General features: G+C 32.5%; 23 protein-coding genes. 13 read left to right on the plus strand and 10 right to left on the minus strand.

The window, feature by feature from the left end; genetic code table 11:
- Positions 1-2,581, plus strand: a 2,581-nt coding sequence (locus AC2D6V_RS00005) for a fibronectin type III domain-containing protein (protein ID WP_484645995.1), incomplete at its 5' end; no start/stop codon positions are given.
- A gap of 48 nt (positions 2,582-2,629) precedes the next feature.
- On the opposite strand, the gene hisS is transcribed toward AC2D6V_RS00005, so the two are convergent.
- From hisS to rpsF, 5 genes are all read right to left on the minus strand, one after another.
- Complete coding sequence (gene hisS, locus AC2D6V_RS00010) at positions 2,630-4,000, minus strand: histidine--tRNA ligase (protein WP_484645996.1); 1,371 nt, start codon at positions 3,998-4,000, stop codon at positions 2,630-2,632.
- A 210-nt stretch (positions 4,001-4,210) separates the two neighbouring features.
- On the minus strand, positions 4,211-4,678 hold the full coding sequence (locus AC2D6V_RS00015) for a DUF6495 family protein (protein ID WP_484645997.1): 468 nt from the start codon (positions 4,676-4,678) through the stop codon (positions 4,211-4,213).
- Between the two features lie 106 nt (positions 4,679-4,784).
- The gene (rplI, locus tag AC2D6V_RS00020; RefSeq protein WP_484645998.1) at positions 4,785-5,231 is read right to left on the minus strand and encodes a 50S ribosomal protein L9; all 447 of its coding nucleotides are present in this window, start codon (positions 5,229-5,231) and stop codon (positions 4,785-4,787) included.
- Between the two features lie 13 nt (positions 5,232-5,244).
- Positions 5,245-5,544 carry a 30S ribosomal protein S18 gene (gene rpsR, locus AC2D6V_RS00025; RefSeq protein ID WP_484645999.1) on the minus strand — a complete coding sequence of 100 codons (300 nt, stop codon included), beginning with the start codon at positions 5,542-5,544 and terminating at the stop codon, positions 5,245-5,247.
- A gap of 2 nt (positions 5,545-5,546) precedes the next feature.
- On the minus strand, positions 5,547-5,885 hold the full coding sequence (rpsF, locus tag AC2D6V_RS00030; protein WP_295984718.1) for a 30S ribosomal protein S6: 339 nt from the start codon (positions 5,883-5,885) through the stop codon (positions 5,547-5,549).
- Positions 5,886-6,081: 196 nt separating this feature from the next.
- On the opposite strand from rpsF, the gene AC2D6V_RS00035 reads away from it, so the two are divergent.
- Positions 6,082-6,777, plus strand: coding sequence for a LytR/AlgR family response regulator transcription factor (locus AC2D6V_RS00035; RefSeq protein ID WP_139002091.1), 696 nt, complete (start codon positions 6,082-6,084; stop codon positions 6,775-6,777).
- 5 nt (positions 6,778-6,782) lie between these two features.
- Here the strand turns inward: AC2D6V_RS00035 and priA are convergent, their stop codons facing one another.
- The 3 genes from priA to nadC form a co-directional block, all read right to left on the minus strand.
- Positions 6,783-9,236 (minus strand): replication restart helicase PriA, encoded by a 2,454-nt coding sequence (gene priA / locus AC2D6V_RS00040; protein ID WP_484646000.1) that lies wholly within the window; start codon positions 9,234-9,236, stop codon positions 6,783-6,785.
- A 3-nt stretch (positions 9,237-9,239) separates the two neighbouring features.
- Complete coding sequence (locus tag AC2D6V_RS00045) at positions 9,240-10,181, minus strand: YihY/virulence factor BrkB family protein (RefSeq protein WP_484646001.1); 942 nt, start codon at positions 10,179-10,181, stop codon at positions 9,240-9,242.
- Between the two features lie 83 nt (positions 10,182-10,264).
- Complete coding sequence (gene nadC, locus AC2D6V_RS00050) at positions 10,265-11,125, minus strand: carboxylating nicotinate-nucleotide diphosphorylase (RefSeq protein WP_484646002.1); 861 nt, start codon at positions 11,123-11,125, stop codon at positions 10,265-10,267.
- A 125-nt stretch (positions 11,126-11,250) separates the two neighbouring features.
- On the opposite strand from nadC, the gene rlmH reads away from it, so the two are divergent.
- Entirely contained in the window at positions 11,251-11,724 is a 474-nt protein-coding gene (gene rlmH / locus AC2D6V_RS00055; RefSeq protein ID WP_484646003.1) for a 23S rRNA (pseudouridine(1915)-N(3))-methyltransferase RlmH, read from the plus strand.
- Here the strand turns inward: rlmH and AC2D6V_RS00060 are convergent.
- Positions 11,721-12,020: an HPF/RaiA family ribosome-associated protein gene (locus AC2D6V_RS00060; RefSeq protein ID WP_484646004.1), complete on the minus strand. Its 300-nt coding sequence runs from the start codon at positions 12,018-12,020 to the stop codon at positions 11,721-11,723. The two genes, rlmH and AC2D6V_RS00060, sit on opposite strands and share 4 nt — an antisense overlap.
- A 114-nt stretch (positions 12,021-12,134) precedes the next feature.
- On the minus strand, positions 12,135-13,694 hold the full coding sequence (locus AC2D6V_RS00065; protein ID WP_484646005.1) for a tetratricopeptide repeat protein: 1,560 nt from the start codon (positions 13,692-13,694) through the stop codon (positions 12,135-12,137).
- A gap of 175 nt (positions 13,695-13,869) precedes the next feature.
- On the opposite strand from AC2D6V_RS00065, the gene AC2D6V_RS00070 reads away from it, so the two are divergent.
- The 10 genes from AC2D6V_RS00070 (at position 13,870) to AC2D6V_RS00115 (ending at position 25,964) form a co-directional block, all read left to right on the plus strand.
- Complete coding sequence (locus AC2D6V_RS00070) at positions 13,870-14,445, plus strand: non-canonical purine NTP diphosphatase (protein ID WP_484646006.1); 576 nt, start codon at positions 13,870-13,872, stop codon at positions 14,443-14,445.
- A gap of 54 nt (positions 14,446-14,499) precedes the next feature.
- Positions 14,500-16,719, plus strand: a complete 2,220-nt coding sequence (locus tag AC2D6V_RS00075; RefSeq protein ID WP_484646007.1) for a RelA/SpoT family protein — start codon at positions 14,500-14,502, stop codon at positions 16,717-16,719.
- A gap of 26 nt (positions 16,720-16,745) precedes the next feature.
- Positions 16,746-17,198, plus strand: a complete 453-nt coding sequence (locus tag AC2D6V_RS00080; RefSeq protein ID WP_298239255.1) for a Fur family transcriptional regulator — start codon at positions 16,746-16,748, stop codon at positions 17,196-17,198.
- Positions 17,199-17,210: 12 nt separating this feature from the next.
- Positions 17,211-18,485: an adenylosuccinate synthase gene (locus AC2D6V_RS00085; RefSeq protein WP_484646008.1), complete on the plus strand. Its 1,275-nt coding sequence runs from the start codon at positions 17,211-17,213 to the stop codon at positions 18,483-18,485.
- 190 nt (positions 18,486-18,675) lie between these two features.
- Positions 18,676-20,421: an OstA-like protein gene (locus AC2D6V_RS00090; protein ID WP_484646009.1), complete on the plus strand. Its 1,746-nt coding sequence runs from the start codon at positions 18,676-18,678 to the stop codon at positions 20,419-20,421.
- Positions 20,422-20,423: 2 nt separating this feature from the next.
- Positions 20,424-21,602, plus strand: coding sequence for an aspartate aminotransferase family protein (locus tag AC2D6V_RS00095; protein ID WP_484646010.1), 1,179 nt, complete (start codon positions 20,424-20,426; stop codon positions 21,600-21,602).
- A 161-nt stretch (positions 21,603-21,763) separates the two neighbouring features.
- Positions 21,764-23,152 (plus strand): tetratricopeptide repeat protein, encoded by a 1,389-nt coding sequence (locus AC2D6V_RS00100; protein WP_484646011.1) that lies wholly within the window; start codon positions 21,764-21,766, stop codon positions 23,150-23,152.
- A gap of 52 nt (positions 23,153-23,204) precedes the next feature.
- Positions 23,205-24,215: a DUF368 domain-containing protein gene (locus tag AC2D6V_RS00105; protein WP_484646012.1), complete on the plus strand. Its 1,011-nt coding sequence runs from the start codon at positions 23,205-23,207 to the stop codon at positions 24,213-24,215.
- Positions 24,215-25,231, plus strand: a complete 1,017-nt coding sequence (locus tag AC2D6V_RS00110; RefSeq protein WP_484646013.1) for a DUF368 domain-containing protein — start codon at positions 24,215-24,217, stop codon at positions 25,229-25,231. Before AC2D6V_RS00105 ends, AC2D6V_RS00110 begins: the two co-directional genes overlap by 1 nt.
- Complete coding sequence (locus tag AC2D6V_RS00115; protein WP_484646014.1) at positions 25,224-25,964, plus strand: shikimate dehydrogenase family protein; 741 nt, start codon at positions 25,224-25,226, stop codon at positions 25,962-25,964. The genes AC2D6V_RS00110 and AC2D6V_RS00115 overlap by 8 nt, the downstream gene beginning before the upstream one ends.
- Positions 25,965-26,042 lie beyond the last annotated feature (78 nt).

A 26,042-nucleotide genomic window follows, 5' to 3' on the forward strand; every position in this document is an offset into this window, starting at 1 on the left:
GTTTACTACAGATGTGCCTTTTCAAGTCAATGCAACGGCTTCTTCTGGATTGCCAGTGAGCTTTTCTATAGTATCTGGACCTGCTAGTGTAAGCGGAAACACAGTGACATTATCAGGAACTACAGGAAGTGTTACCGTTAGAGCTAGTCAAGCTGGGAATAGCACTTACAACCCTGCTACTGATGTCGATCAAACATTTGAAGTATTGCCAGCACCTTGCTTGCAACCTCCTACGGGATTAGCAGCTTCTAATATATCTCCTTCTTCGGCTACAATTAGTTGGAATAGTGTTAGTGGCGCAACTTATAATTATCAATATAGAGAATTAGGATCTTCTACTTGGATAACACAGAATACGTCAAGCAATTCTATCGTGCTATCAAACCTAACACCTTCAACACAATACGAAGTTCAGGTAAATAGTGTATGTCCAGACACTTCTGAATCATCTTACAGTACACCAATTACATTTACAACAAATAGTATAAACTACTGCGCATCTTCTTCTGGTAGTAATAGCAGAGAATATATTGGACGCGTCCAATTGAATACCATAAACAATGTTTCTGGCCCCACATTGTATTCAGACTTTACTAATATTTCAACCATTGTTGAAAAAGGTTTACAGTATACAATTACTATAACGCCAGAATGGACTGGACGCTCTAGACGTGAAGGCTACGGTGTTTGGATTGATTATAATTATGATGGAGATTTTAATGATGCTGGAGAACAAATATTATCTCAGGGCCCAACAAAAAGTAGCCAAATAAGCACGAGCTTTACAGTACCTCAAACTGCATCTGAAACTTCTTTTAGAATGCGTGTTAGTATGAAGTATAACGGCACACCTACATCATGCGAATCATTTAGTGCTGGAGAAGTTGAAGACTACACCATTACAATTGAAAGCACAGGACCAGATGTTACATCACCTAGTGTCCCAAGTAATCTGGTAGCTTCAAATACAACAGACACTTCCACCGATTTATCCTGGAATGCCTCTACAGATAATATTGGAGTAACAGGATATGATGTTTATCAAAATGGCGGTTTAATAGCCAATGTTTCTAATACTTCTTATCAAGTTACTGGTTTATCCCCTAGTACAGCTTATACATTTTATGTTATAGCCAGAGATGCAGCGGGTAATAGTTCAACTCAAAGTAATAATGAAAATATTACTACACTAGACCCTCCTGATACAGAAAACCCCACTGCACCAACCAATCTAGTAGCTTCTAATACAACAGAATTTACTACAGATTTATCTTGGACGGCTTCTACAGATAATGTTGGTGTTACAGGATACGATGTTTATCAAGATGGTATTTTTTTAACTAATGTTTCGAGCACTACATACTTAGTTACTGGGTTGTCCCCATCAACTGCTTATAATTTCTATGTGATTGCAAGAGATGCTGCTGGAAATAGTTCTCCACAAAGTAACGCGGTTAATGTCACCACCAATGAATTTATTGATATAGATCCACCTACGAACCCTAGTGGATTAGCAGCTTCAAATATTACAGATTCTAGTATTGATTTAAGTTGGAACGCATCTACAGATAATGTTGGAGTAACAGGGTATGATATTTATATAGACACTACATTTTTAGTAAATGTCTCTAGCACCAATTACCAAGTTACTGGACTTAGTGAAAGTACCATTTACACGTTCTATGTAGTAGCAAGAGATGCTGCAGGCAATAGTTCTGGACAAAGCAATACCATTAATCCGGCTACATTAGCATCACCAACTTGTAATGATGGCATTCAAAATGGTGATGAAACAGGAATTGATTGTGGTGGAACCGTATGTCCAGACTGCCCTCCTAGTGATGTGATTTTGAACCAAGGATTTTTTGAAACTGGTCTAGACGGTTGGACCGATGGAGGCAATGACTGTGATAGAGTTCAAGATGCCGCAAGATCTTTCGAAAATTCTTTTTCAATAAGATTACGAGATAACACTGGAGTATCTTCTTCAATGACTTCACCAACTTTTGATTTATCACCTTATGATGAAGTGGGAATTAGTTTTCATTTTTATGCTAACAGTATGGAAAATGGTGAGGACTTATGGTTGCGTTATAATGATGGATCTGGGTGGTCAACCATAGCTACTTGGGCTAGTGGTTCTGGTTTTACTAATAATAGCTTTAACTTTGTTTCTGTAACTTTAAATAGCAATTTAGTTAATGGTGCCCAATTTAGAATACAATGTGATGCAGGAAATAATGGTGATCAGGTTTTTATTGACGCAGTAGAAATTACTGGATTTGGTGGTAGTGCTGCCGCTAAAGCTGGAGACAATAGTAAATTATCATCAATTCCTGGATCAAATAACAATAATGAAGTATTTACCTTATACCCTAACCCAGTAAAAGGAAGCACTTTAAATTTAAAAATGACTAACGCTTCGCATGTTTCCTATCGTATTATTAATACTCTTGGGAAGGTTGTAAAAGCTGGAACAACAAGCAAAGAAATTGATGTTAGAAATTTAGAAGCTGGATTATATTTTATTGAAGCTAAAAATGGCAACAATATTGTTACCAAGAAGTTTATAAAACAATAAATTAGATAATTGTTCTTTTAAAAGAAAGCCTCCTATTTGGAGGTTTTCTTATTTTAATTCATGAATAAGTTCATCAAGTGAAATTATAGCTTGCACACCAGACTGCATATTCTTTAAAGTGTAAGTATTTGAAGTAATCTCTTCCTCACCTACTAAAACCACAAATGGAATACTACGCTTATTAGCATGATTCATTTGTTTTTTCATTTTAGCAGCATCTGGATATAACTCAGCGTTAATACCTTGTAATCGCAATTGCTTAATTGCTTTTAAACTGAATAATGCTTCTTTCTCACCAAAATTGATAAATAGTACTTGAATATTTTTAGTCACTGTTTCCGGAAACAGCCCTAATTCTTCCAATACGAGGTAAATACGATCTAATCCGAAACTAATACCAACACCGCTAACATCCTTCATTCCAAAAATACCAGTAAGGTCGTCATAACGACCACCGCCTCCAATAGAACCCATTTGCACAGCTTTTGGCGCAGCGACTTCAAATATGGCGCCTGTGTAGTAGTTTAAGCCACGAGCAAGAGTAACATCTAATTGTAATGTTGCAGTAGAAAGCCCTAATTCTTTAATAGCATTATTTATAAATACCAATTCTACAATACCTTTTTTACCTTCTTCGGAAGTACTTAAAATACCTTTTAAACTTTCTATTTGAGATTCAAAAGAACCAGACAATGTAAAAAGTGGTTGCAATTTTTCAATTCCAGATTGTGAAATACCTTTAGCGAGCATTTCTTCTTTCACCTTCTCCTCGCCTATTTTATCAAGCTTGTCTAAGGCAACCGTAAAATCGATGAGTTTATCACTAGCTCCAATAACCTCAGCAATTCCAGAAAGTATTTTTCTATTATTTATTTTAATGGTAACACCTTCCAATTTTAAAGCTGAAAAAACCGCATCGTATAATTGTATAAACTCTACTTCTTGCCATAACGATTTAGAACCAACCACATCAGCATCACATTGAAAAAACTCTCTAAAACGGCCTTTTTGAGGTCTATCGGCGCGCCAAACAGGTTGTATTTGGTAGCGTTTAAACGGGAATTCAATCTCGTTTTGGTGTTGTACTACGTAGCGCGCGAATGGCACTGTTAAGTCGTAACGCAAGGCTTTCTCTGAGATACTCGAGGTTAACTTGTTCCAGTCTTTAGATGAATAGGCGCCAACATCTGCTTTAGATAAATAATCCCCCGAATTCAAAATCTTAAAAATAAGTCTATCCCCTTCATCCCCATATTTCCCCATCAACGTATCTGAGTTTTCAAAACTTGGTGTTTCAATTGGTTGAAACCCAAAAGTTTCAAAAGCACCACGAATGGTATTAAAAATATAGTTTCGTTTTGCTACCTGCTCTGGATTAAAATCTCTGGTACCTTTAGGAATGCTTGGTTTTTGAGCCATGTAATAATTTTAGTTAATAAGCAGTTCGACTTTAGTTTATCTTGAGTGCAGTCGAAAGGCTCAGTGTGACAAAAATATATAATGAAAACATCATTGCGAGTTTTTTATTAGAAAAAAAGCGTAGCAATCTGCTTATCGTATTCAAATTTAATATTAAAACTTTAATTTAAAAGATTGCCACTCCTTCGTCCTCGTAATAACAGTTCTAATTTAATTTATAATATTATAAAAATACCTATACAAATCCCCTTTCGTAATCGAAGCCCCTTGTTCTATCATTTTGAATTTATCTAAATTCTTGTCTTCAGTATATTCTTTATCGGCTTGAAAGAACTCAACATTCTCATCCATTAAATTTTCGCGTAACCAATTATAACCTTCTTTCGTGGTGATATCCGCATCATTTTTTAGGTTCACAACAATGGCATGCATATTGGCTTCATCCAAATGAAATAAATACATATGCTGAGGAGCAAAATGCTCTAAATATTCAGCTTTATTTAAAGCACCTTCCCAGATTAAATCGCTAAACACATCCAATTCCATTTCAGCTAGTTCTGGCTTATTAGCTTTTAGGTTTGTCCACTCATCATGAGTTATAGATTGTGTTGCCAAAAAATTTATAAATTCTTGATGCAATTCTTCAAATTGCTCTTTTGTAAGTCTTGAATATTTCATAATTCTCTCTTAATCTCCCTAAAAGGGAGAAATTACTATGCAAAATATAAAAATAACAAAAAAGCCTCAACTTAGTTGAGGCTCTTAAACTATAACTTTTTAAAATTTAATTTGCCTGTGCAATAACTTCAAAATCTAAATCGACAGATACTTCTCTATGCAAACGTACTACGGCAGTATACTTACCTAAACGCTTAACAGTAGTAACTGTAATGAATTTTTTATCAATTTCTTGCCCTTCTTTTTCTAAAGCTGCGGCTATATCGATATTATTAACAGATCCAAATAATTTATCTCCTGTTCCTACTTTAGCAGGTATTTTAATTTCTAATGCTTTTAATGCTTCAGCAGCCTTATTAGCATCATCAACTATTTTCTTTTCTTTAAAGGCTCTTTGCTTTAAGTTTTCTGCTAAAACTTTCTTTGCAGAACTTGTAGCTAGTATAGCTTGTCCTTGAGGAATTAAAAAATTTCTACCATAACCGTTCTTAACTGTTACAACATCGTCTTTAAATCCTAAATTATCAACGTCTTGTTTTAATATAAGTTCCATTGTTATCGGTATTTTATTTTAATAAATCTGCTACGTAAGGCATTAAAGCTAAGTGACGTGCTCTTTTAACAGCTACGGCAACTTTTCTTTGATACTTTAATGATGTTCCTGTTAAACGTCTTGGTAAAATTTTACCTTGCTCGTTTATAAAACGCATTAAAAAATCTGGATCTTTGTAATCAACATACTTGATTCCAGACTTTTGAAACATACAATATTTCTTTGCCTTGTTTGTATCAATATTTAGTGGCGTTAAATATCTAATTTCGCCATCTTTTTTTCCTTTTGATTGTTGTTCTATCGTTGATGCCATGATTAAGCTTTTTGTTTAAGTTTAACTCTTCTTCTCTCTGCCCATGAAATAGCATGTTTATCTAACGCAACCGTTAAATAACGCATAAAACGCTCATCACGCTTAAACTCAACTTCTAATGGATTGATTACCTCTCCATCTACAGTGTACTCAAATAAGTGATAAAAGCCACTTTTCTTGTTTTGAATTGGATAAGCTAATTTTTTTAGCCCCCAATCTTCTTTTGATACCATCTTAGCGCCGTTCGAAACAAGAAAATCTTCGTATTTCTTTACTGTTTCCTTTATCTGATCTTCAGATAAAACGGGATTTAAGATGAAAACAGTTTCATAATGATTCATAAAAATCTAATTTATTGTTAAAAATGGGGGCAAAAATAACCAAATATTTTCTATATTGCAAGCATAACCCCGACTTATTAATAGTGCTTTTTAAATGTTAAAATTATGTTAAATTAAGCACTTTATCGATGATTTTTGGTTTTTAGCCGAATTTTTTGTACTATTGTCGATATCTTAACCGAAATATTAAAATGTTATGACTTTAAACTGTGTAGTAGTAGACGACTCAGCAATACAACGTCTCTCAATAGTTAAGTTAGTCGAGAATCACCCATCTCTAAACTTAATTGCAGAGTACAGTAGTGCTTTAGAAACTAAAAATGGTTTAAATACGCACCAAGTTGACTTAATCTTTTTAGACATTGAAATGCCAGTGCTAAATGGATTTGAACTTTTAGACGTATTAAACAACAAACCCCAAATTATCTTTGTAACCGGTAAAACCGAATATGCTTTTAAAGCATTTAATTACGATGCTACCGATTACCTTCACAAACCCATTACAAGAGAACGATTTAACACCTCTGTAGATAAAGCTTTAGAACAACATAAGTTGAAATTAGACTTTAACGAAGAAGAAGGTGAACATATCTTTGTAAAGAGTAATCTTAAAAAACGTAAAGTTTACATAAAAGACATTAAGTGGATTGAAGCCCTTGGTGATTATGTAAAATTGGTGACAGAAGAAACAAGCCTTGTAGTATTATCTACAATGAAATCTTTTGAGAAGGAATTACCAGAAAATAAATTTTTGAGAATTCATAAATCTTATATTGTTAATCTAGACAAGATAGACAGATTTAACAGCAAAAATGTTGAAGTTGGTGCTTATGAAATTCCTTTAAGTAGGAACAAGAAAACACAACTTGTTGATGCATTAAACAACATCTAAAAACATTAAAAGTTATCGACATTTAAAATTACTTTAACTGACCGAAAATCCTTAATACTCAAGAAGCTGTTATTTATTTTTATAATAGCTTCTTTTGTTTTTAATAAGGATTGCTTTTTTGGGATTTTCACCAAAATATTTTTATGAAACTGATTTCTTATTCTAGCAATTGGCGGCGATTCTGGACCTAAAATATGCTGAGCAAAAACTTGTCTTAATGATTTTGCATACCAAATAGAAGCTGTTTCTACTCTATTATAATCTTTATGCTTTAAGGTTATTTTTATTTGCTTATAAATTGGTGGGTATTTATAATTATACCGATCGTTCATTTGTTCCTTAAACATATCTATATAATTATTTGCAGATACTTGTTGTAATATGTTATGATATGGATTATAAGTTTGAATTAAAACTTTACCACGTTCTTCGGTTCGTCCTGCCCTACCAGATACTTGCAACATTAATTGAAAGCTGCGTTCGTGTGCTCTAAAATCAGGAAAATTTAGCATATTATCTGCATTCATGATACCAACAAGTTTCACATTTCTAAAATCTAACCCTTTAGTCAACATTTGTGTTCCAACTAGAATATCTATTTCTTGTTGTTCTAAAGCTGTAATAATTTTTTCATAGCCATATTTCCCCCTAGTGGTGTCCAAATCCATTCGTGCTACCTTATTATCTGGAAATAAAAGCTTTACTTCTTCCTCAATCTGCTCAGTCCCGAAGCCTTTTGAATCTAGTTCTGCACCGCCACAAGCTTCGCAACTTTTGTGCATCACATCATTATAACCACAGTAATGGCAACGTAATTGATTTCGATATTGATGAAACGTTAAGCTGACATCGCAGTTAGGACATTGTGGCGAGTGCCCACACGTATTACACTCCACAATTGGTGAAAATCCTCGTCTATTTTGAAATAAAATAATTTGATGCCCATTAGCTAAAGTTTCAGTCATTTCTTCTATGAGTCTATCGCTAAAATGACCCGTCATACGCTTTTTCTTGTGCTTTTCCTTTAAATCCACTAACTCGATGTCAGGCATGAGGACATCGTTATATCTTTTAGTAATTTCAACTAAGCCATATTTATTCTGTTGAGCATTGAAATAGCTTTCCAAACTTGGTGTTGCAGACCCCAAAAGTGTTTTTGCCTTATACATATTAGCCAAAACTATAGCTGTATCCCGTGCATTATAACGAGGTGCTGGATCATACTGCTTAAAAGATTGCTCGTGTTCTTCATCCACAATAATTAATCCTAAATTATTAAAAGGCATAAAAATTGAAGAGCGTGCTCCCAATACAATTTGGGCTTTTGCAGAATTATTTAAAACATTATTCCAAACCTCAACACGCTCATGCGTTGAATATTTTGAATGAAAAACAGACACCTTCTCACCAAAATAGTTCTGAAGTCTTGACACCAATTGTGTGGTTAATGCTATTTCTGGAAGCAAATACAATACTTGTTTATTTTCCCTCAAAACATCTTCAATAAGCTTCACATAAATTTCGGTCTTTCCTGAAGATGTTACACCGTGTAATAAAACTGTATTCTGATTTTTAAAAGATTCTTTTATTTCATTTAAAGCTTGAATTTGGTGTTCATTAAGATTTTTAGAACTCTCAGTCTCTTCACCAGAATAAAGCACCCTATCTGTTTGAATATGATATTCTTCTAAAACGTCTTTATCGACTAGCGTTTTAATTATTGCAGAAGATGATTCGCTTTTTTTAACTAATTCTGACACTTTTACTGGTTTCTTAGTAGTCGCAGAAATAGAAAACAAAGTCATTACAACCTGCCTCTGTTTTGGCGCGCGACTTAAATCATCTAACAAATCGTGAAGTCCCTTTTCTAAAGCAAATGAAGAATGCAATTTCACATACCTAACTAATTTTGGTCTATACTTATCATAAACTTCCTCTTCCAATTTAATAGCTTCTTTTTCGATAAGCTTTTTAATAACAGGAAGCACTTGTTTTCTATCTAGAATATTGGCTATATCATGAATTTTTAAAGATGACTGATGATGCAAAGCTTCATAAACTAAAAACTCATCATCTTTTAAAATCGATTCATCAATAACGGTATCAACTTTTTTTGAAATAACTGTTTCACTTTCTAAAATAAAAGCACTTGGCAAAGCGGCGCGCATAACATCGCCCAAAGTACACATGTAATAGCTTGCTATCCATTGCCATAAATCAAGTTGCATTCTTTTAACAATAGGTGATTCGTCCAAAATTTGATGAATATCTTTCGCTTCATAAACAGTTGGGTCATTATTATGGATTCTAGCAACAATGCCTGTATATATTTTTGACTTCCCAAATGGCACTGCAACCCGCATTCCTGTTTTTAAAAAACTTGCTTCAGACTCTGTAATTTTATACGTGAATAATTTTTGAAGTGGCACAGGAATAATAACATCAATAAAATAAGCCATAAATCATCTGGTTTTTCTAAGCTTATTCAAAGACGCATTCAACTCATACCCGAGTAATAGTATATTGGCATTAAGCCATAAATAAAATAGGAGAATTAATAATGCTCCAATAGAGCCATACAGCTTATTGTATTGACCAAAATTTTCTATATAAACACCAAATAAATATGATGTTAACATAATTAATAATGTAGTAAATATGGCACCTACAGAAAAGAACTTAGAATCACGCCCTTCTCTAGTCCCAAAATAATACAACGTTGCTGTAGCTATATATACCATAGCAACAAAAAACAGGTATTGCACTAAATCTGCCCAAAACACACCTTCAGAGTCCACCTGATACCCCTTATCTTCAAGCACATGAAATAACTCCTGCACCACATAAATTTGAATATATCCTAATACTATAATGGTTAAAATTAGTAAAAAAGTCAAAATTAAAGCGATTCCCATCGAAAACAAATATTGCTTAAATACGTTGCGTGTTAATTGTTCATGATAGGAGTTCTCAAAACCAGAAAAAACCGCATTAACTCCAAAAGCCATCAAAGCAATAGATATTATAAAAACGGTAGATATCAACCCTCCACGTTGCGATTGGTCAATATTTTCAAAAATATTTTCAAAGAAAAAATCTGATGTGTTTGGAGGTAAAAAAGACTCTAAAAATTGGAGGAATTCAATCTTAAAATCATCAATTGGCACGTAAGGAATGATAATTAGAACAAATAATAAAAACGGAAATATCGCTGTAAAAAAACTAAAGGCAATAGCACTTGCTCTTGTAGTTAAGGCGCCTTTTACGATACCTGTAATATAAAGTTCTAATAAATCATAAAACGACAAACCTTCAAGACCAGGTAGTTTTAATCGCTTAAAAAAGCGTGCTAATATATTAATTACAGGGATTTTATCAAGCTTGTCTTCAATAGGTTTTGTCATTAATAATTTACCTTTTACTTTATAGCAAAGTTATTAAAATAAAGAATGCTTATTCGATTAAAAAGTAATTAGAAATGATAAAACTATTTCATTGCTTTTAAACTTAAGTCCATGTTATGAACCGAGTGGGTTAATGCGCCACAAGAAATAAAGTTCACACCACATTCGGCATAATGTCTTATGGTCGTTTCATTAATATTTCCAGAAGATTCTGTGAGACATTGATCGCCAATTAATTTAACCGCTTTTCTAGTGTCTTCGTAGTCGAAATTATCAAGTAAAATCCTATAAATACCCTCATTTTCTAATATTTCTTCAACCTCCATCAAATTACGAGCCTCTACCATAATATTTAAGTCCTTCTCTGTTTCCTTTAAATACTGTTTGGTTGTTTCGATTGCTTTAGTAATACCTCCAGCAAAATCAATATGATTATCTTTCAGCATAATCATATCATACAAAGCAAATCTGTGATTTTCTCCACCACCTATTTTTACAGCCCATTTTTCTAAAACTCGTATTCCTGGAGTTGTTTTTCGAGTATCAAGGATTTTAGTTTTAGTACCATCAACTAAATCAACAAACATTTTAGTTTTTGTGGCTATCGCACTCATTCGTTGCATGGCATTAAGAACTGTACGCTCTGCTTTCAATATTGACTGTGAAGGCCCTTCAACATACATAACAATATCCCCAAAAGTAACTGGAGTACCATCTTCTATGAGCACATCTAATTTTAAATTTTTATCTACATAAGCAAATACCTTCTTTGCAAAATTAACTCCGCCAATAATTCCTTTGTCCTTAACTAATAGCTTCGCTTTACCTCTAGCATTATCTGGAATACATGCCAAAGAACTATGGTCGCCGTCTCCTACATCTTCATTTATAGCGCTAGAAATAATGCGTTTAACTTCGGAATCAAATATTTCTTGTGTAATCATTTTTGAGAAAATTTGAAACAAAAATAAGAAATTGATTTGCGAAAATATATTTTACTTTTACGAAATTTTCAAATTTTGTTTGTTTAATTGCTTATTTGACAAATTGTAAATACTAATTTTGCTATATGACTATAAAACTACTTACCATTGGGAAAACTGATAATAAGCAACTTGCATCCATTATTGAGGATTATATGAAGCGCTTAGGGCACTATATTAAGTTTAATTTAGAAATTATTCCAGATTTAAAAAACACGAAAAATTTAAGCGAAGAACAACAAAAAGAAAAGGAAGGCACGCTTATAATTAATAAAATAAACACGGCTGATGTCTTGATATTATTAGATGAACAAGGAAAAGCATTGAATTCTATCGATTTTTCTTCTTATTTGCAAAAACACATGAATTCTGGTATTAAACAACTTGTTTTTGTTATTGGTGGCCCTTATGGGTTTTCTAAAGATGTTTATAATAAAGCAAATGGAAAATTGTCATTATCTAAAATGACATTTTCCCATCAAATGATTCGCTTATTTTTTATTGAACAATTATATAGGGGGTTTACCATTTTGAGAAACGAACCTTATCATCATCGTTAATGTGTTTTAAAAACTTGCTTGCGTTTTTTTAGTTGACGTTCTAAATCTTTAATAGTTTCTCGAACAGAAACTTCAAAATTGCGTTCATTGGAAGTAGCAAATATTCTTGGTCCAGGTAAACTAAGTTCTATGTTACAAATTTTACCATTTATATGCTCTTTTTCATCTTGTTTAAAATGCACTGAAGCGCTTATTAAAAACTCATATTTAATTGATAATTTACTTAATTTTACTTCAGTAAATTTTGAAAGTGTTTCACTTTTGTCTACTCCTACATATTGAATATTAACCGTCATATTTTCTTTTTTAATTTATATTCAAATTTAAATAACACCCGTATCTATAAAGATGACTTATATCATTTTAAATTATTTATTTGTAAAAATCTTAATCTTCTAAGTAAATTCTTATTACAATACAGCTTCCTTCACCAATGCCTTCTCCTCTAATAATAAGGTCGCTTTTTCTAATCCATTTAAAGCCGATAATCTTTTTGTGCCTTTTTCTAAAGCTTTCTTAAACAAAGCTATGGACTCCTCAAACCTATTCTGATCCATCAAAAATTCAGCATACAGTTCTTTAGTTGGTTTTTGAATAAATGGCGGTCCATAACTGTAGGGCAACTGGTCTTGTAATAAAACAGATTCCTTTAACAATTTTTCAGTCTCAATAATATTATTATCTAACCTAGCCTGTAATGCCATTAGTTGGGTTTTCATTACGATAGATTCATTAATATCTGTTCGGTTTGGTATTTCCCGATTACCAGAAGCGCAAACACTAAAGCCGCTTGTTACATTATCGACTAAAAGCGATTCGCTTTTTATGTCACTTTCCATCAATTCTATAATTTTATCTAAAGCATCAGAATCATTGTTTTCAAATGCAATTCTACCATCAATAAAATAATTTTGAGATTTAACAGAAATATTGGCATCAGAAACATCAATTTCTATATTTGAAATTGGATGATTCCAAAGGTTAGTTTCCGCTAAAAAAGTCCCTTTTAGAAATAACAAATGGACTCTCGCCCTTCTTGATGGGCCCTCTTTACAATATTTTTCCATATCCCATACCATTTTCTCAGCATGTTCGATTTGTCCTTTTTGTAAATAGCCGTATTCTAACCAATGATAAGCATGATAACCTCTCGCGTTATTGTCGAGATCTTTATTTTTCATTCTAGTAACACTTGCTCCATAAGAATCTATGTTTGAAGCAACAACTTTATCCCACATACCTAAAGCCACATAAATATGAGAAGGCATATGCAAAGCGTGACTAGCATCTGGTGCCACTTTTGCATAAGCATCGGCAGCATCAAGTGCTAAATGAGCGTGTTTAGGATCATCATAAGAATGTATTAAATAGTGTAATGCTCCAGGGTGTTTTCCATTACTTTGTAAAATTTTATTAGCAATAACCGCTCCTTCACCATAAATAGAATCATTTCTTCCTTCTGCAACAGAACCTAAAAGAGATAATGAATAAAAAGCTGCAATTTCATTGTTATCTGGAAACTTTTTAAATAGCTCCTGCATATGTTTCATATATGCTTTGTCTCTTACTTTTTTTAGCGTTTTTTCCTTATATAAAATTTGAACACCATCTAATAAGCCTTCTTCGACAGCAGTAAATTCATCTTTCACTCTAAGTTTTTTGATTTTCCGTATGGTTTCAATTGCGTTATCATAATCTTGATCTCTCCACAAACTATGGTTATATGTCATAGCTTCTCCCCAATAAGCCATAGCCATATTTGGATCTAATTCCTGGGCTTCTAAGAAAGCTTCTCTGGCATCTTTGTATTCAAAACTATGCAGAAGTAATAATCCTTTTTCAAATTTAGGAATCGCTATTTTTGTTCCAGTAACTTCAAAATCTACAATGCCTAAATAATCAGTTTTCACATCTTTCTTTTTACAAGAACATATAAAAACCATCAATAAAATAATAATAATTTGCTTCATAATTATGCCACGGTATTAATTCATAAAAAGTTCATTAAAATTTATAAAAATAGGTGTAACGATAAAGATAAGAAATATTTTAAGCCTTAATGAAAGCTGTAGAAAAAGAAACCAAATAAACATTCCTCGTAGTTTAAAAATAATTTATTTTTATCATAATTTTTGAATAATTAATATGCAAATAGTTTTCGCAACCAATAATTTAAATAAACTAAAGGAAGTTAAGTCTTTAATCCCTAAACATATTGAGTTATTGAGTCTAAAAGATATTGGCTGTTTCGAAGACATCCCAGAAACACAAAATACCATTAAAGGCAATGCAATACAAAAGGCTGATTATATAAAAAACCATTATGGATATAACTGTTTTGCAGACGATACGGGTTTAGAAGTCGAAATGCTTAATGGAGAACCTGGAGTTTACTCAGCTCGTTACGCGGGAAAACAACGAAATGCGAACGATAATATGGATAAATTACTTTTAGAATTAAAAAATAAAACAAATCGAAAAGCCCAATTTAAAACGGTAATTGCTTTACATCTTAACGGAGAACTTAAAACCTTTACAGGCATTTGTAAAGGTAAAATAACCTCCATTAAACAAGGCACAAAAGGGTTTGGTTATGATCCTATTTTCAAGCCTAGCGATTATAATCACACATTTGCAGAAATGGATTTAAGCCTTAAGAACAAAATTGGTCATCGTGGACAGGCAGTATCTCAGCTTGTTCAATTCCTAAAAATTAAATAACAAAAAGTTAAGAACCATGTTGCTTGTTAATATTCTTTATGCTACTTTTAATTTATGACAGAGGAAGCGATAGAAAAAGAAAACGCAGCAATTACAAAAGCATATAAAGAACTACTAAAAGTTAGTTACAGAACGCTTTCTAGTGATGATAAAAAACTGATTCGAAAAGCTTTCGATGTAGCTCTTGATGGGCATAAAGATCAACGTAGAAAATCTGGAGAAGCTTATATTTTCCATCCCATCGCCGTAGCAAAAATCGTAGCACAAGAAATTGGATTAGATGCTACTTCAATAGCTTCTGCATTGCTTCATGATGTGGTAGAAGATAATGACGATTATTCCATTGATGATATTGAACAGCTTTTCGGAGAAACTGTGGCAAAAATTGTAAATGGCCTAACCAAAATTTCTTCATTGAGTAAAGAGCAAGATATGAATGTATCGTTGCAAGCCGAGAATTTCAGAAAAATGTTGCTAACGCTTAATGATGATGTTCGTGTTATTATTATAAAAATTGCAGACAGACTCCATAACATGCAAACTATGGATGCAATGCGAGCCGATAAACAGGTAAAAATTGCATCTGAGACACTATACATTTACGCACCTCTTGCTCATAGAATTGGTCTATATAACATTAAGACTGAACTTGAAGATTTAGGTTTAAAATATACTGAACCTGAAGTATTCAACGATATTCTAAACAAAATAAAGGAAAGTAAAGAAGAACAAGACAAATACATTCTTCAGTTTAGTAAAGTTATTGAAAATTCTCTAAACAAAGAGAACATGATATATACTATAAAAGGAAGACCAAAATCCATCTTTTCTATTAGAAAGAAGATGGTTAAACAAGGGGTTTCTTTTGATGAAGTTTATGATAAATTTGCGATTAGAATTATTTATGAAAGTGATGAAGTCAATGAAAAATTCTTAGCATGGAAAATATATTCCATTGTAACAGATCATTTCAGGCCTAATCCCATTAGATTGCGAGACTGGATTTCTTCGCCAAAATCAACAGGTTATGAAGCACTACACATCACCGTTATGGGACCAAAAGGTCGCTGGGTTGAAGTTCAAATACGAAGCCAACGCATGAACGAAATTGCCGAAAAAGGTTATGCGGCTCATTACAAATACAAACAAGGTGAAGAACTTGAAGATAGTCTTGAAAACTGGATTAATCGATTACAAGAAGCCTTAGAAAATCCACAGTTAAATGCAGTAGATTTTGTCGAACAATTTAAACTTAATCTTTACGCTCAAGAAATATTTGTATTTACTCCAAAGGGCGAATTAAAATCATTACCAAAAGGAGCTACAGCATTAGATTTTGCATTCAGTATCCATACCGAAGTAGGTATGAAAACGCGTGGTGCTAAAGTAAATGGAAAACTTGTTCCTTTAAGTCATGAGCTACAAAGTGGAGATCAAGTAGATATTTTAACTGCTGAAACAGCTAAACCAAATGCCAATTGGTTAGACTATTCAACAACAGCGAGAGCCAGAGGTAAAATAAAATCTGCCCTTAAGGAAGATCGAAAAATAGTTGGTGAAGATGGCAAAGAAATTTTACGAAGAAAACTAAAACAGCTCAAAATTACACTTAACGAAGAAAGTGTAAATGAACTAGTTCGTTATTTCAAACTTAAAACAAGTTTAGACCTCTTTTACCGTGTTGGTATAGGTTCTATAGATAATAAAATGCTTAAAGACTATGCCTCATCTAGAAGCAACGCTTTAATGTCTTTTATTAAAAATAAAATAAGTCGAAAAGCAACAATTTCGAAGGAAGAAATAGAAAAAGAAGAAGTTACATCTAATTTCGATTCGATAGTATTTGGTAAAGAAGAAGATAAATTAGATTACAAAATAGCTAATTGTTGTAATCCAATTCCAGGTGATGATGTTTTTGGTTTTTTAACAGTTGCCGATGGCATAAAAGTTCATAAAAAAAACTGTCCAAATGCTTTAAGTTTACAATCTAATTATGCCTATAGAATTATGCCCGCCAAATGGATTGATTCTACACAGCAAGAATTTTTAGTAAAAATAGAAGTTTCTGGAATAGACCACTTGGGCTTAGTTAATGAAATAACAGAAATTATTTCGTCTAACATGCATGTTAACATGAAAAGCTTAAATTTCGAGACTGACGACGGTCTTTTTTCGGGAAAAATTAATGTTATTGTAAAAAACAATACTATGCTAAAAAGACTCCAAGAAAAACTTAAGAAAATTAATGGTATTGATAAGGTTACTAGAGTGTAAAAAAAGTGTAAATTTGCGACGAAATTATGAGTGCAAAATCCGATACCAAAAACCAAGACATCGTTAAAAGTGTATTTACTAGCTTTTTAGAAACTAATGGGCACCGTAAAACACCTGAACGATACGCGATTCTTCAAGAAATATACAATAACACGGAACACTTCGATATTGAATCTTTATACCTTAGTATGAAGAATAAAAAATATCGTGTATCTAGAGCGACGCTTTATAATACTATAGAATTACTTTTGGAATGTGGATTGGTTAGAAAACATCAATTTGGACAAAATCAGGCACATTACGAGAAATCTTATTTCGATAGACAGCATGATCATGTTATTTTAACAGATACTGGAGAAGTTATAGAGTTTTGCGATCCAAGAATCCAGTCTATTAAAAAGACAATTGAAGAAGTCTTCGATATCGAAATTAACAACCACTCACTATACTTTTACGGAAACAGAAAATCAACCAACTAATTATTTTTTACAATGGCAGTAGATTTACTACTAGGATTACAATGGGGAGACGAAGGCAAAGGAAAAATTGTTGATGTACTAACCTCAAACTACAATATTATTGCACGTTTTCAAGGAGGCCCCAATGCAGGACACACCTTAGTATTTAATGGAAGGAAACACGTATTACACACTATTCCCTCTGGAATTTTTCATGACGATGCAACAAATCTAGTTGGTAACGGCGTAGTTATAGATCCCGTTATTTTCAAAGGTGAGCTTGATAAGCTTGAAGAACAAAACGTAGATTATAGAAAATCGTTGCTTATTTCGCGTAAAGCACATATTATTTTACCAACCCACAGACTACTAGATGCTGCTAGCGAAGCTTCTAAAGGGAAAGCCAAAATTGGTTCTACTTTAAAAGGTATTGGACCAACTTACATGGACAAAACTGGCAGAAACGGTATTCGTGTTGGAGATTTAGAGTTGAGTGATTGGAAAGACAAATATAGAGCCCTAGCTGATAAGCATGAATCTATGATTGCTTTTTATAATGTAGAAATAGAATATGATTTAAAAGAATTAGAAACAGAGTTTTTTAATGCAGTAAAGGTTTTAAAATCTTTGAAGTTTATTGATTCTGAAGAACATATTTACCAAGCACAAAAATCTGGAAAAACAATTTTAGCTGAAGGCGCTCAAGGTTCACTTTTAGATATCGATTTTGGAACATATCCTTTTGTAACTTCCAGTAACACAACAGCAGCAGGAGCATGTACTGGCTTAGGTGTTGCACCTAACCAAATTGGTGAAGTATTTGGTATTTTTAAAGCTTATACAACACGTGTAGGATCGGGTCCCTTCCCTACTGAATTATTTGACCAAGATGGAGCTACTATGGCTAAAGTTGGTAAGGAGTTTGGAGCTACAACTGGTAGACCAAGACGCTGTGGATGGCTAGATCTTATTGCTTTAAAATATGCCTGTCAAGTAAATGGTGTCACACAATTAATGATGATGAAAGGCGATGTACTTTCTGGGTTTAAAAGTTTAAAAGTATGTACTGCGTATAAATATAAAGGTGAAGTAATTTATCATTTACCATATAATATCGAACCAGAAAATGTTGAACCAGTCTATACAGAGTTTAGTGGATGGAATGAAGATTTAACAGAAATGTCTGAAGCATCTCAGTTGCCACAAGCTTTAAATGAGTACATCGAGTTTTTAGAAAAAGAGCTAGAAATTCCTATTACTATAGTTTCAGTTGGACCAGATAGAAAACAAACTATTTTCAGAAATTAAAACATTTATTTTTTTATAAACTAACGCTTCAAAATATTTTGAAGCGTTTTTTGTTTCCATATACTTAAACAGTATATTAATCGTTATTTTTGCTGCAAATCATATGATATTGAATTCAAGCTTGCGCATATTTATCTTACTATTTCTAAGTTTGTTCTTTGTAATTCATTCCGAAGCACAGAGCAAAAAGATGATTGAAATTAAGTACTCAGGATTTCTAAATGTTGACGAAGAAAATTATCCTGGTGCCAAAATTTTAACTCGTGATGATTCTGAACAAGTACATATTGCTCATGAAAGTATTAATATGTGGTGTGATCGCGCTATACACTATAGCAGTGAAAACTTTATAGAAGCATATGGAAATGTAAAAATGATTCAAGGTGACACGATCAACATGAATTCTAAATATGTTGAATATAGTGGAAAAACACAATTAGCTTTTGCAAGTGGTGATGTGGTTTTAACAGACCCTAATTCAACAATAACAACCGATACTTTACATTTCGACCGTATTAAGCAAGTAGCCTTTTATGAAACTGGCGGGACTGTTGTCAAAGATTCTTCTGGCACAATTACTAGTAAAGAAGGTAGATATTATATGAATTTAAAGAAGTATCGTTTTGTTCAAGATGTTGTTTTAGTAAGTCCAGATGCGACTATTAATTCAAATTACTTCGATTTCTATTCAGATACTGGACACGCCTATTTATATGGGCCATCAACTATTGTTACAGAAGAAAGTAAAACCTACTGCGAAAAAGGTTTTTATGATACTGAAAACAAAACTGGTTATGCCGTTAAAAAATCGAGAATAGATTACGACAATCGTATTATTGAAGGAGATAGTTTATATTTTGACAATAACAGGAATTTCTCATCTGCAACTAATAACATAAAAGTTACGGATACTATAAACAAAAGCATCGTTAAAGGTCATTATGCCGAAGTTTTTAGAGGTGAAGAAAAAGATTCCTTATTTATAACAAAGCGTGCACTAGCAATTACAGTGCAAGAAAAAGATTCCTTATATATTCACGCCGATACTTTAATGGTAACAGGAAAACCAGAAAAACGTATTACTCGCGCTTTCAGAAATGTGAAAATGTATAAATCAGATATGAGTGGTAAATCAGATTCTGTGCATGTAAACCATGAAACTGGTTTAATGAAATTTATTAATATTTCTAAATTTTCTTCTGCAGATCAATTTGCTACTGTTAGAAAACCTATTTTATGGAATATTAAAAATCAAATTACGGGCGACACTATTCATTTAAAATCAAATCCTGAAACAGAAAAAATTGATTCCCTTATTGTCTTCGAAAATGCATTTCTTATAAGCAGAGACACCCTTGAAGCAGGCTATAATCAAATTTCAGGAAGAAGACTAATTGGGTTGTTCAACGAAAATAATGACTTAAATCAAGTCGATATTATTAAAAATGCGCAGTCTATATATTACTTTAGAAATGACAAAGGTGAATTGGTAGGTATTGACAAATCTAAATCTGGAAGCATAAAAATACTCTTAGCAGAAAAAGAAATTGAGGAAGTGAGAAAGCTTAACCAAATTGATGGCGATATATTTCCTGAAGATGAATTTCCCGAAAACCAAAAACTCCTAAAAGGTTTCGATTGGCGTGAAGAAGAGCGTCCTCAAAGCGTTGAAGATTTATTTAGTGATGACCCACCTTTAGAGTTACCAATAATTAAAGGTTTGGATGATTATATCCCTCAAGAAGAGTTTTTTGATGAAGATATGATTGATCGCATTAATAAGGCCGATAAAGAATCTAAAATTAAAGATAAAACAAAATCTAAAGCATCTAGAAACCTTCCTAAAAAGATAAAGTCCAAGCGAAAACTTTTAGGACCTACGAAATTATTAGAACCAGATAAAAAGAAACTAATAGCACCGAAAAATAGTCAATAATAATGGTTTCAGATTTCTTTAAATACCAAGCACAAACAACACCACATCCGTTGGCAATGGAAATCTCTCATGCTAAAGGTTCTTACATTTATGACATTAACAAAAAGCCTTACTTAGACTTTGTTGCAGGCGTTTCTGCATGTCCCTTAGGGCATAATCACCCAAAAGTTATTGATGCCATAAAAGAACAAGTAGACAAATATTTACATGTCATGGTTTATGGAGAATACGTTCAAAAACCAACCGTAGAACTAACTAAACTTCTGGCAAATAACCTTCCAGAAAAATTAGAAAAAACCTATTTAACTAATTCAGGAACCGAAGCCATTGAAGGTGCTTTAAAACTAGCTAAACGAGCTACTGGTAGAAGCGAAATTGTTGCCGCTAATAAAGCATATCATGGCAATACCATGGGAGCCATGAGCGTTATGGGCTTTGAAGAGCGCAAGCAAGCTTTCAGACCATTATTGCCAGATGCTCGCTTTATCTCTTTTAATAATTTTGAAGAATTAAATCTCATAACCAATAAAACCGCCGGTGTTATTTTAGAAACTATTCAAGGTGGCGCTGGCTTTATCGAACCTAAAGATGATTATCTGAAAAAAGTTAGAGAACGCTGCGATAAAGTTGGAGCACTATTGATTCTAGATGAAATACAACCTGGAATTGGTAGAACGGGTAAACTTTTTGGATTCGAAAATTACAACTGTACACCAGATATTTTGGTTACCGGAAAAGGTTTAGGTGGCGGCATGCCAATTGGTGCTTTTACAGCTTCTACCAAACTCATGGATTTACTCATGGATAACCCCAAATTAGGGCACATTACAACCTTTGGTGGACATCCAGTTATAGCTGCTTCTGCATTGGCAACATTAAAGGAAATAACAGAAAGCAATTTAATACAACAAGCTACAGATAAAGAAAAACTTATTCGTAACCTTTTAGTTCATCCGCTAATTTCAGAAATTAGAGGAAAAGGGCTTATGCTGGCTTTAATAATGATTTCATCTGAAATCGCAAATTCACTAATTCTACTAGCACAAGAACATGGGTTAATACTTTTTTGGTTGTTATTTGAAAATAAAGCTGTTAGAATTACACCACCTTTAACCATTTCTAATGAAGAAATCACTAAAGGCTGTGGCATTATTATTGATATTTTAAATAGTATGAAGTAATAAAAGGCAGCTTCAACATTCTGACTATCAAATTACAACAAGCAAACCAACTTTAAAAAATTTTAAATGTTCATTACTTTGTTAAAAACATTTATAAATCAAGTGCCAAAAAAAAGAATAGAACCTTAAATTTATTGAAGTAGAAACTTACTAATGTGCCTATGGAGTTTAGTCATAACGACAACAACAACTTGCCACTTTCTAAATTTGAATCGATGTTGAAAACAAACAGTGTTTTGTTTTTTGATTCTGAAGAGTTTGAAAACATCATTCATCATTACCTTAACCAAGGTAAAATAGCCCTAGCTAAAAAAGCCATTAAACTTGGTCTTGATCAACATCCAACATCAATAAACTTGCGCCTTTTTAAAGTTGAAGTATATGTGTTTGAAGATAAGCTAGATGATGCGAATGAGTTATTAAATATTCTATATACACTTGACCCAATGAATGAAGAACTTTTCATTCAAAAGGCAAATATTTTATCAAAGCAGGATAATCACCAACAAGCTATAGAAGTTCTAAAAAAAGCTTTAGAATTAACCGATGATGTGGTTGATATCTATTCGCTAATTGGCATGGAATATCTATTTTTAGACTCTTTTGAAGATGCAAAATCAAATTTCATGAGATGCATTGAAGCGGATATTCAAGATTATTCAGCACTTTATAATATAATTTATTGCTTCGATTTTCTTAATCAGCACGAAGATGCTATAGACTATTTAAACGTATTTTTAGATAAAAACCCTTATTGTGAAGTTGCCTGGCATCAATTAGGTAAGCAGTATTTTGAGTTAAAAAATCTCGAAAAAGCTTTAACTGCTTTCGATTTCGCCATTATTTCAGATGACACATTTGTAGGTGCTTATCTTGAACGCGGAAAAGTTTTAGAAAAGTTAAATAGGTATGAAGAAGCCATAGAAAATTATAGCATCACTTTAAAACTTGATGACCCAACATCATTTGCATTATTAAGAATAGGTGGCTGTTATGAAAAACTAAATAAAAACGATTTAGCCGTTCAATACTACTATAAAACAGTTCATGAAGATCCTTTATTGGACAAAGGATGGATTGCCATTACTAAATTTTACAACCGCAAAAAGAATTACCAAAAAGCGCTGTATTATATTAATAAAGCAATAAATATAGACGCTGAAAATGTAATTTATTGGAAACTATATTCTCAAATTAATCAGCGTCTAAACTTTTACGAAGAAGCCGAACGCGGATTTAAAAAAACGCTTGAGCTGGGAAATTATGAACTTAATACTTGGCTCTCGAGGGGTGATCTTTTAATAAAACTTGGCGAATTAGAAGCGGCCATCTATAATTTTGAACAAGCTGTGGAATTTTATCCAGAAAATGCCGAATTAGAATATAGATTGGCGGGACTTTATTTCGCTTTAAATGAAAATGACAAAGGAACATTTCATTTAAAAAACGGTATTCGATTCAACGAGGACTATGGCTTTATAGTTGAAGAGCTTTTTCCAGATGTAGCAAACAAAATTCTAGTTAAAAATTTACTAAAAGCAAATCTTTAAGGTTACGTTTCATTAAAATGCATACCTTTGATTTTCGTTTAAAAATCGAGTAATGCAAAGACGTTTACAGGATTATTTCATAATTTCTTTAAAAGGAATAGCTATGGGAGCTGCAGACGCTGTCCCAGGTGTTTCTGGAGGTACTATTGCTTTTATCTCAGGTATTTACGAAGAATTAATTTCCACAATTAGCAATGTGAATATTTCATTGTTTCGTACACTTTTTACAAAAGGAGTAAAAGCTTTTTGGCAACAAGCAAATGGGAATTTTTTAACAGCGCTTTTATTAGGAATTATAGTGAGTTTTGTATCGTTTATGAGGCTAGCTAAATATCTTTTAGAACATCATCCGATACTTATTTGGTCTTTCTTTTTTGGTTTAATTGTGGCCAGTATTTATTTTGTTGGAAAACAAATTACCAAATGGGGATTTGCAACTATAATTTCATTAATAGTTGGTGCGGTTATAGCTTTTTATATTACTACCCTCCCAGCACTTGCAAATAATGACAATTCCTGGTTTTTGTTTATGTCTGGTGCTATCGCTATTTGTGCCATGATACTTCCTGGTATTTCAGGGTCATTTATTTTAATTATTCTTGGTGCTTATAAAACATTAAGTAATGCTTTGCATGACTTTGACATAAAAAAGATAGTCATTTTTGCCACTGGGGCTATAATTGGTTTACTAAGCTTTAGTCATATATTAAAATGGCTGTTTAAACATTATCATAATATAACAATGGCTTTACTAACAGGATTTATATTTGGTTCGTTAAACAAAGTTTGGCCTTGGAAAAGAACCATTTCTGTGATGGAAGATAAAACTGGAGAAATAGTATCTTTTAATGAAATTTCTAATTTAGGGACGCTCAATGTGTTTCAGAAACAAACTAAAGATTTTGACTCCTATAAAACGGTTTTAGAAGAAAGTGTTTATGCTTTTAATTATTCTGAAATCAACGAATATATATATCCACAAACAATGCCTGCAATAGTTTTAATGATTATTGGTTTTTTAACTATTTTCATTCTTGAAAAACTTGGTTCAAAAAAACACTAATGCAAAGCACTCGAACATTTACCGATAAACTTTTTTTAGTTTTAAAAGGACTAGGCATGGGTGCTGCCAATAAAATTCCTGGTGTTTCTGGTGGTGTAGTTGCATTTGTAGCTGGTTTTTACGAAGAATTCATTTATTCACTACAAAAAGTTAATGGTAAAGCTTTCAAATTACTAATTAACGGGCGATTCAAAAGTTTTTTCTACTATATAAATGGGCGCTTTTTAAGTTTGCTATTCTTTGGTATGATTATAAGTTATTTTAGTGTTTCTAAAATTCTAGATTACCTATTAAAACATTACGAATTATTCGTATGGAGTATATTTTTTGGAATGATTATAGGCTCTATTTACTACATAAACAAAGATTTTAAAGACTGGAATTCTAAAACATTATTGACTTTATCCATTGGCATTATTTTAGGACTTGGTATCAGTTTTTTGAACCCCGCAAAAGAAAACGACAATCTATGGTTTGTCTTTTTTTGTGGTATCATAAGTGTCGCAGGAATGACACTTCCAGGTTTTTCAGGTTCCTTCATTCTTATCTTAATAGGAAATTATGTACTGCTACTAGTAGATTCAGTTAATGCTTTATACGATACTTTCTATGAAATATTAGGTGGTAATTTTTCTTTTACACAGAACCAAGAACGTGTTCGAATGCTGAAGGTATTAACCGTTTTCACATTAGGTTCTGTAACAGGACTAGTAACATTTTCTCATGTTTTAAGTTATATTTTAAAACATTATAAGAATATTACGCTAGCTTCCATAATAGGTTTTATTATTGGCTCTCTAGGTGTTGTATGGCCATGGAAGAAAACAATTTATAGAATGGATGATGGCGTTTATCTACTAGATTCGGCAGGCGAAAAAATAATCGAAAATTACCAACGGTATATCCCAGAATTTAATTCACAAACCTATTATGCTATATCCTTTATTATTCTTGGGATTTTAATAGTATTGGCTTTGGAACTATATGGTAAAAAAACTAGAAAGCAGCATGCATAAATTAGGTCTTTTAGGGAAAAATATATCCTATTCTTTTTCAAAAGAATACTTCAAAAATAAGTTTATAAACGAAAAAATAGATAATATATCTTACAACAATTTCGATATTGAAGATATCAATTTGTTTCCTTCAATAATCAATGAAACGGAAGGCTTAAAAGGTATGAATGTTACTATACCCTATAAAGAAGTAGTGATTCCTTTTCTTGATAAATTAAATAAAAAGGCAAAAGCTATAGGTGCAGTTAACACCATTAAAATTACTAAAAAAGGCAAATTAATTGGTTACAATACGGACTGTTATGGTTTTAAAAAATCGATTGCTCCATATTTGAATAAAAACCACAAATCAGCATTAATCCTTGGCACTGGCGGTGCAAGTAAAGCAGTTATTTATAGCTTAAAAAAATTGGGTATTAAGTGTCATTATGTTTCTCGAAATGCATCTAAAAAAGTTAGTTATACCTATTCAGAATTAAATGAAGACATCATAAAACAACATCTCATTATTGTTAACTGCTCGCCTGCAGGAACCTTCCCAAATATAAATGACTGTCCTAATATTCCTTATAGCGGAATTACAAATAATCATGTCTTATATGATTTAATTTATAACCCAAGTCAAACAAAATTCTTAAAACTGGGAAAAGAAAAAAAAGCTACTACAATTAACGGTTTAAACATGCTAAAACTACAAGCAGAAAAAGCATGGTCTATTTGGGATTTAAAATAAAAACAATCGCTTAACGTATTAAAACGCAATCTTCACTTTGTAAATACTGGAGTTGTTAGTATCTTTAGACTTTATAGC

Source organism: Algibacter sp. YIN40 (assembly GCF_057219435.1).

What these genes read in the sequence shown, in the direction of transcription:
- hisS (WP_484645996.1), bottom strand. Translation starts at nt 4,000, where the DNA reads ATGGCTCAAAAACCAAGCATTCCTAAAGGTACCAGAGATTTTAATCCA.
- AC2D6V_RS00015 (WP_484645997.1), bottom strand. Translation starts at nt 4,678, where the DNA reads ATGAAATATTCAAGACTTACAAAAGAGCAATTTGAAGAATTGCATCAA.
- rplI (WP_484645998.1), bottom strand. Translation starts at nt 5,231, where the DNA reads ATGGAACTTATATTAAAACAAGACGTTGATAATTTAGGATTTAAAGAC.
- rpsR (WP_484645999.1), bottom strand. Translation starts at nt 5,544, where the DNA reads ATGGCATCAACGATAGAACAACAATCAAAAGGAAAAAAAGATGGCGAA.
- rpsF (WP_295984718.1), bottom strand. Translation starts at nt 5,885, where the DNA reads ATGAATCATTATGAAACTGTTTTCATCTTAAATCCCGTTTTATCTGAA.
- AC2D6V_RS00035 (WP_139002091.1), top strand. Translation starts at nt 6,082, where the DNA reads ATGACTTTAAACTGTGTAGTAGTAGACGACTCAGCAATACAACGTCTC.
- priA (WP_484646000.1), bottom strand. Translation starts at nt 9,236, where the DNA reads ATGGCTTATTTTATTGATGTTATTATTCCTGTGCCACTTCAAAAATTA.
- AC2D6V_RS00045 (WP_484646001.1), bottom strand. Translation starts at nt 10,181, where the DNA reads ATGACAAAACCTATTGAAGACAAGCTTGATAAAATCCCTGTAATTAAT.
- nadC (WP_484646002.1), bottom strand. Translation starts at nt 11,125, where the DNA reads ATGATTACACAAGAAATATTTGATTCCGAAGTTAAACGCATTATTTCT.
- rlmH (WP_484646003.1), top strand. Translation starts at nt 11,251, where the DNA reads ATGACTATAAAACTACTTACCATTGGGAAAACTGATAATAAGCAACTT.
- AC2D6V_RS00060 (WP_484646004.1), bottom strand. Translation starts at nt 12,020, where the DNA reads ATGACGGTTAATATTCAATATGTAGGAGTAGACAAAAGTGAAACACTT.
- AC2D6V_RS00065 (WP_484646005.1), bottom strand. Translation starts at nt 13,694, where the DNA reads ATGAAGCAAATTATTATTATTTTATTGATGGTTTTTATATGTTCTTGT.
- AC2D6V_RS00070 (WP_484646006.1), top strand. Translation starts at nt 13,870, where the DNA reads ATGCAAATAGTTTTCGCAACCAATAATTTAAATAAACTAAAGGAAGTT.
- AC2D6V_RS00075 (WP_484646007.1), top strand. Translation starts at nt 14,500, where the DNA reads ATGACAGAGGAAGCGATAGAAAAAGAAAACGCAGCAATTACAAAAGCA.
- AC2D6V_RS00080 (WP_298239255.1), top strand. Translation starts at nt 16,746, where the DNA reads ATGAGTGCAAAATCCGATACCAAAAACCAAGACATCGTTAAAAGTGTA.
- AC2D6V_RS00085 (WP_484646008.1), top strand. Translation starts at nt 17,211, where the DNA reads ATGGCAGTAGATTTACTACTAGGATTACAATGGGGAGACGAAGGCAAA.
- AC2D6V_RS00090 (WP_484646009.1), top strand. Translation starts at nt 18,676, where the DNA reads ATGATTGAAATTAAGTACTCAGGATTTCTAAATGTTGACGAAGAAAAT.
- AC2D6V_RS00095 (WP_484646010.1), top strand. Translation starts at nt 20,424, where the DNA reads ATGGTTTCAGATTTCTTTAAATACCAAGCACAAACAACACCACATCCG.
- AC2D6V_RS00100 (WP_484646011.1), top strand. Translation starts at nt 21,764, where the DNA reads ATGGAGTTTAGTCATAACGACAACAACAACTTGCCACTTTCTAAATTT.
- AC2D6V_RS00105 (WP_484646012.1), top strand. Translation starts at nt 23,205, where the DNA reads ATGCAAAGACGTTTACAGGATTATTTCATAATTTCTTTAAAAGGAATA.
- AC2D6V_RS00110 (WP_484646013.1), top strand. Translation starts at nt 24,215, where the DNA reads ATGCAAAGCACTCGAACATTTACCGATAAACTTTTTTTAGTTTTAAAA.
- AC2D6V_RS00115 (WP_484646014.1), top strand. Translation starts at nt 25,224, where the DNA reads ATGCATAAATTAGGTCTTTTAGGGAAAAATATATCCTATTCTTTTTCA.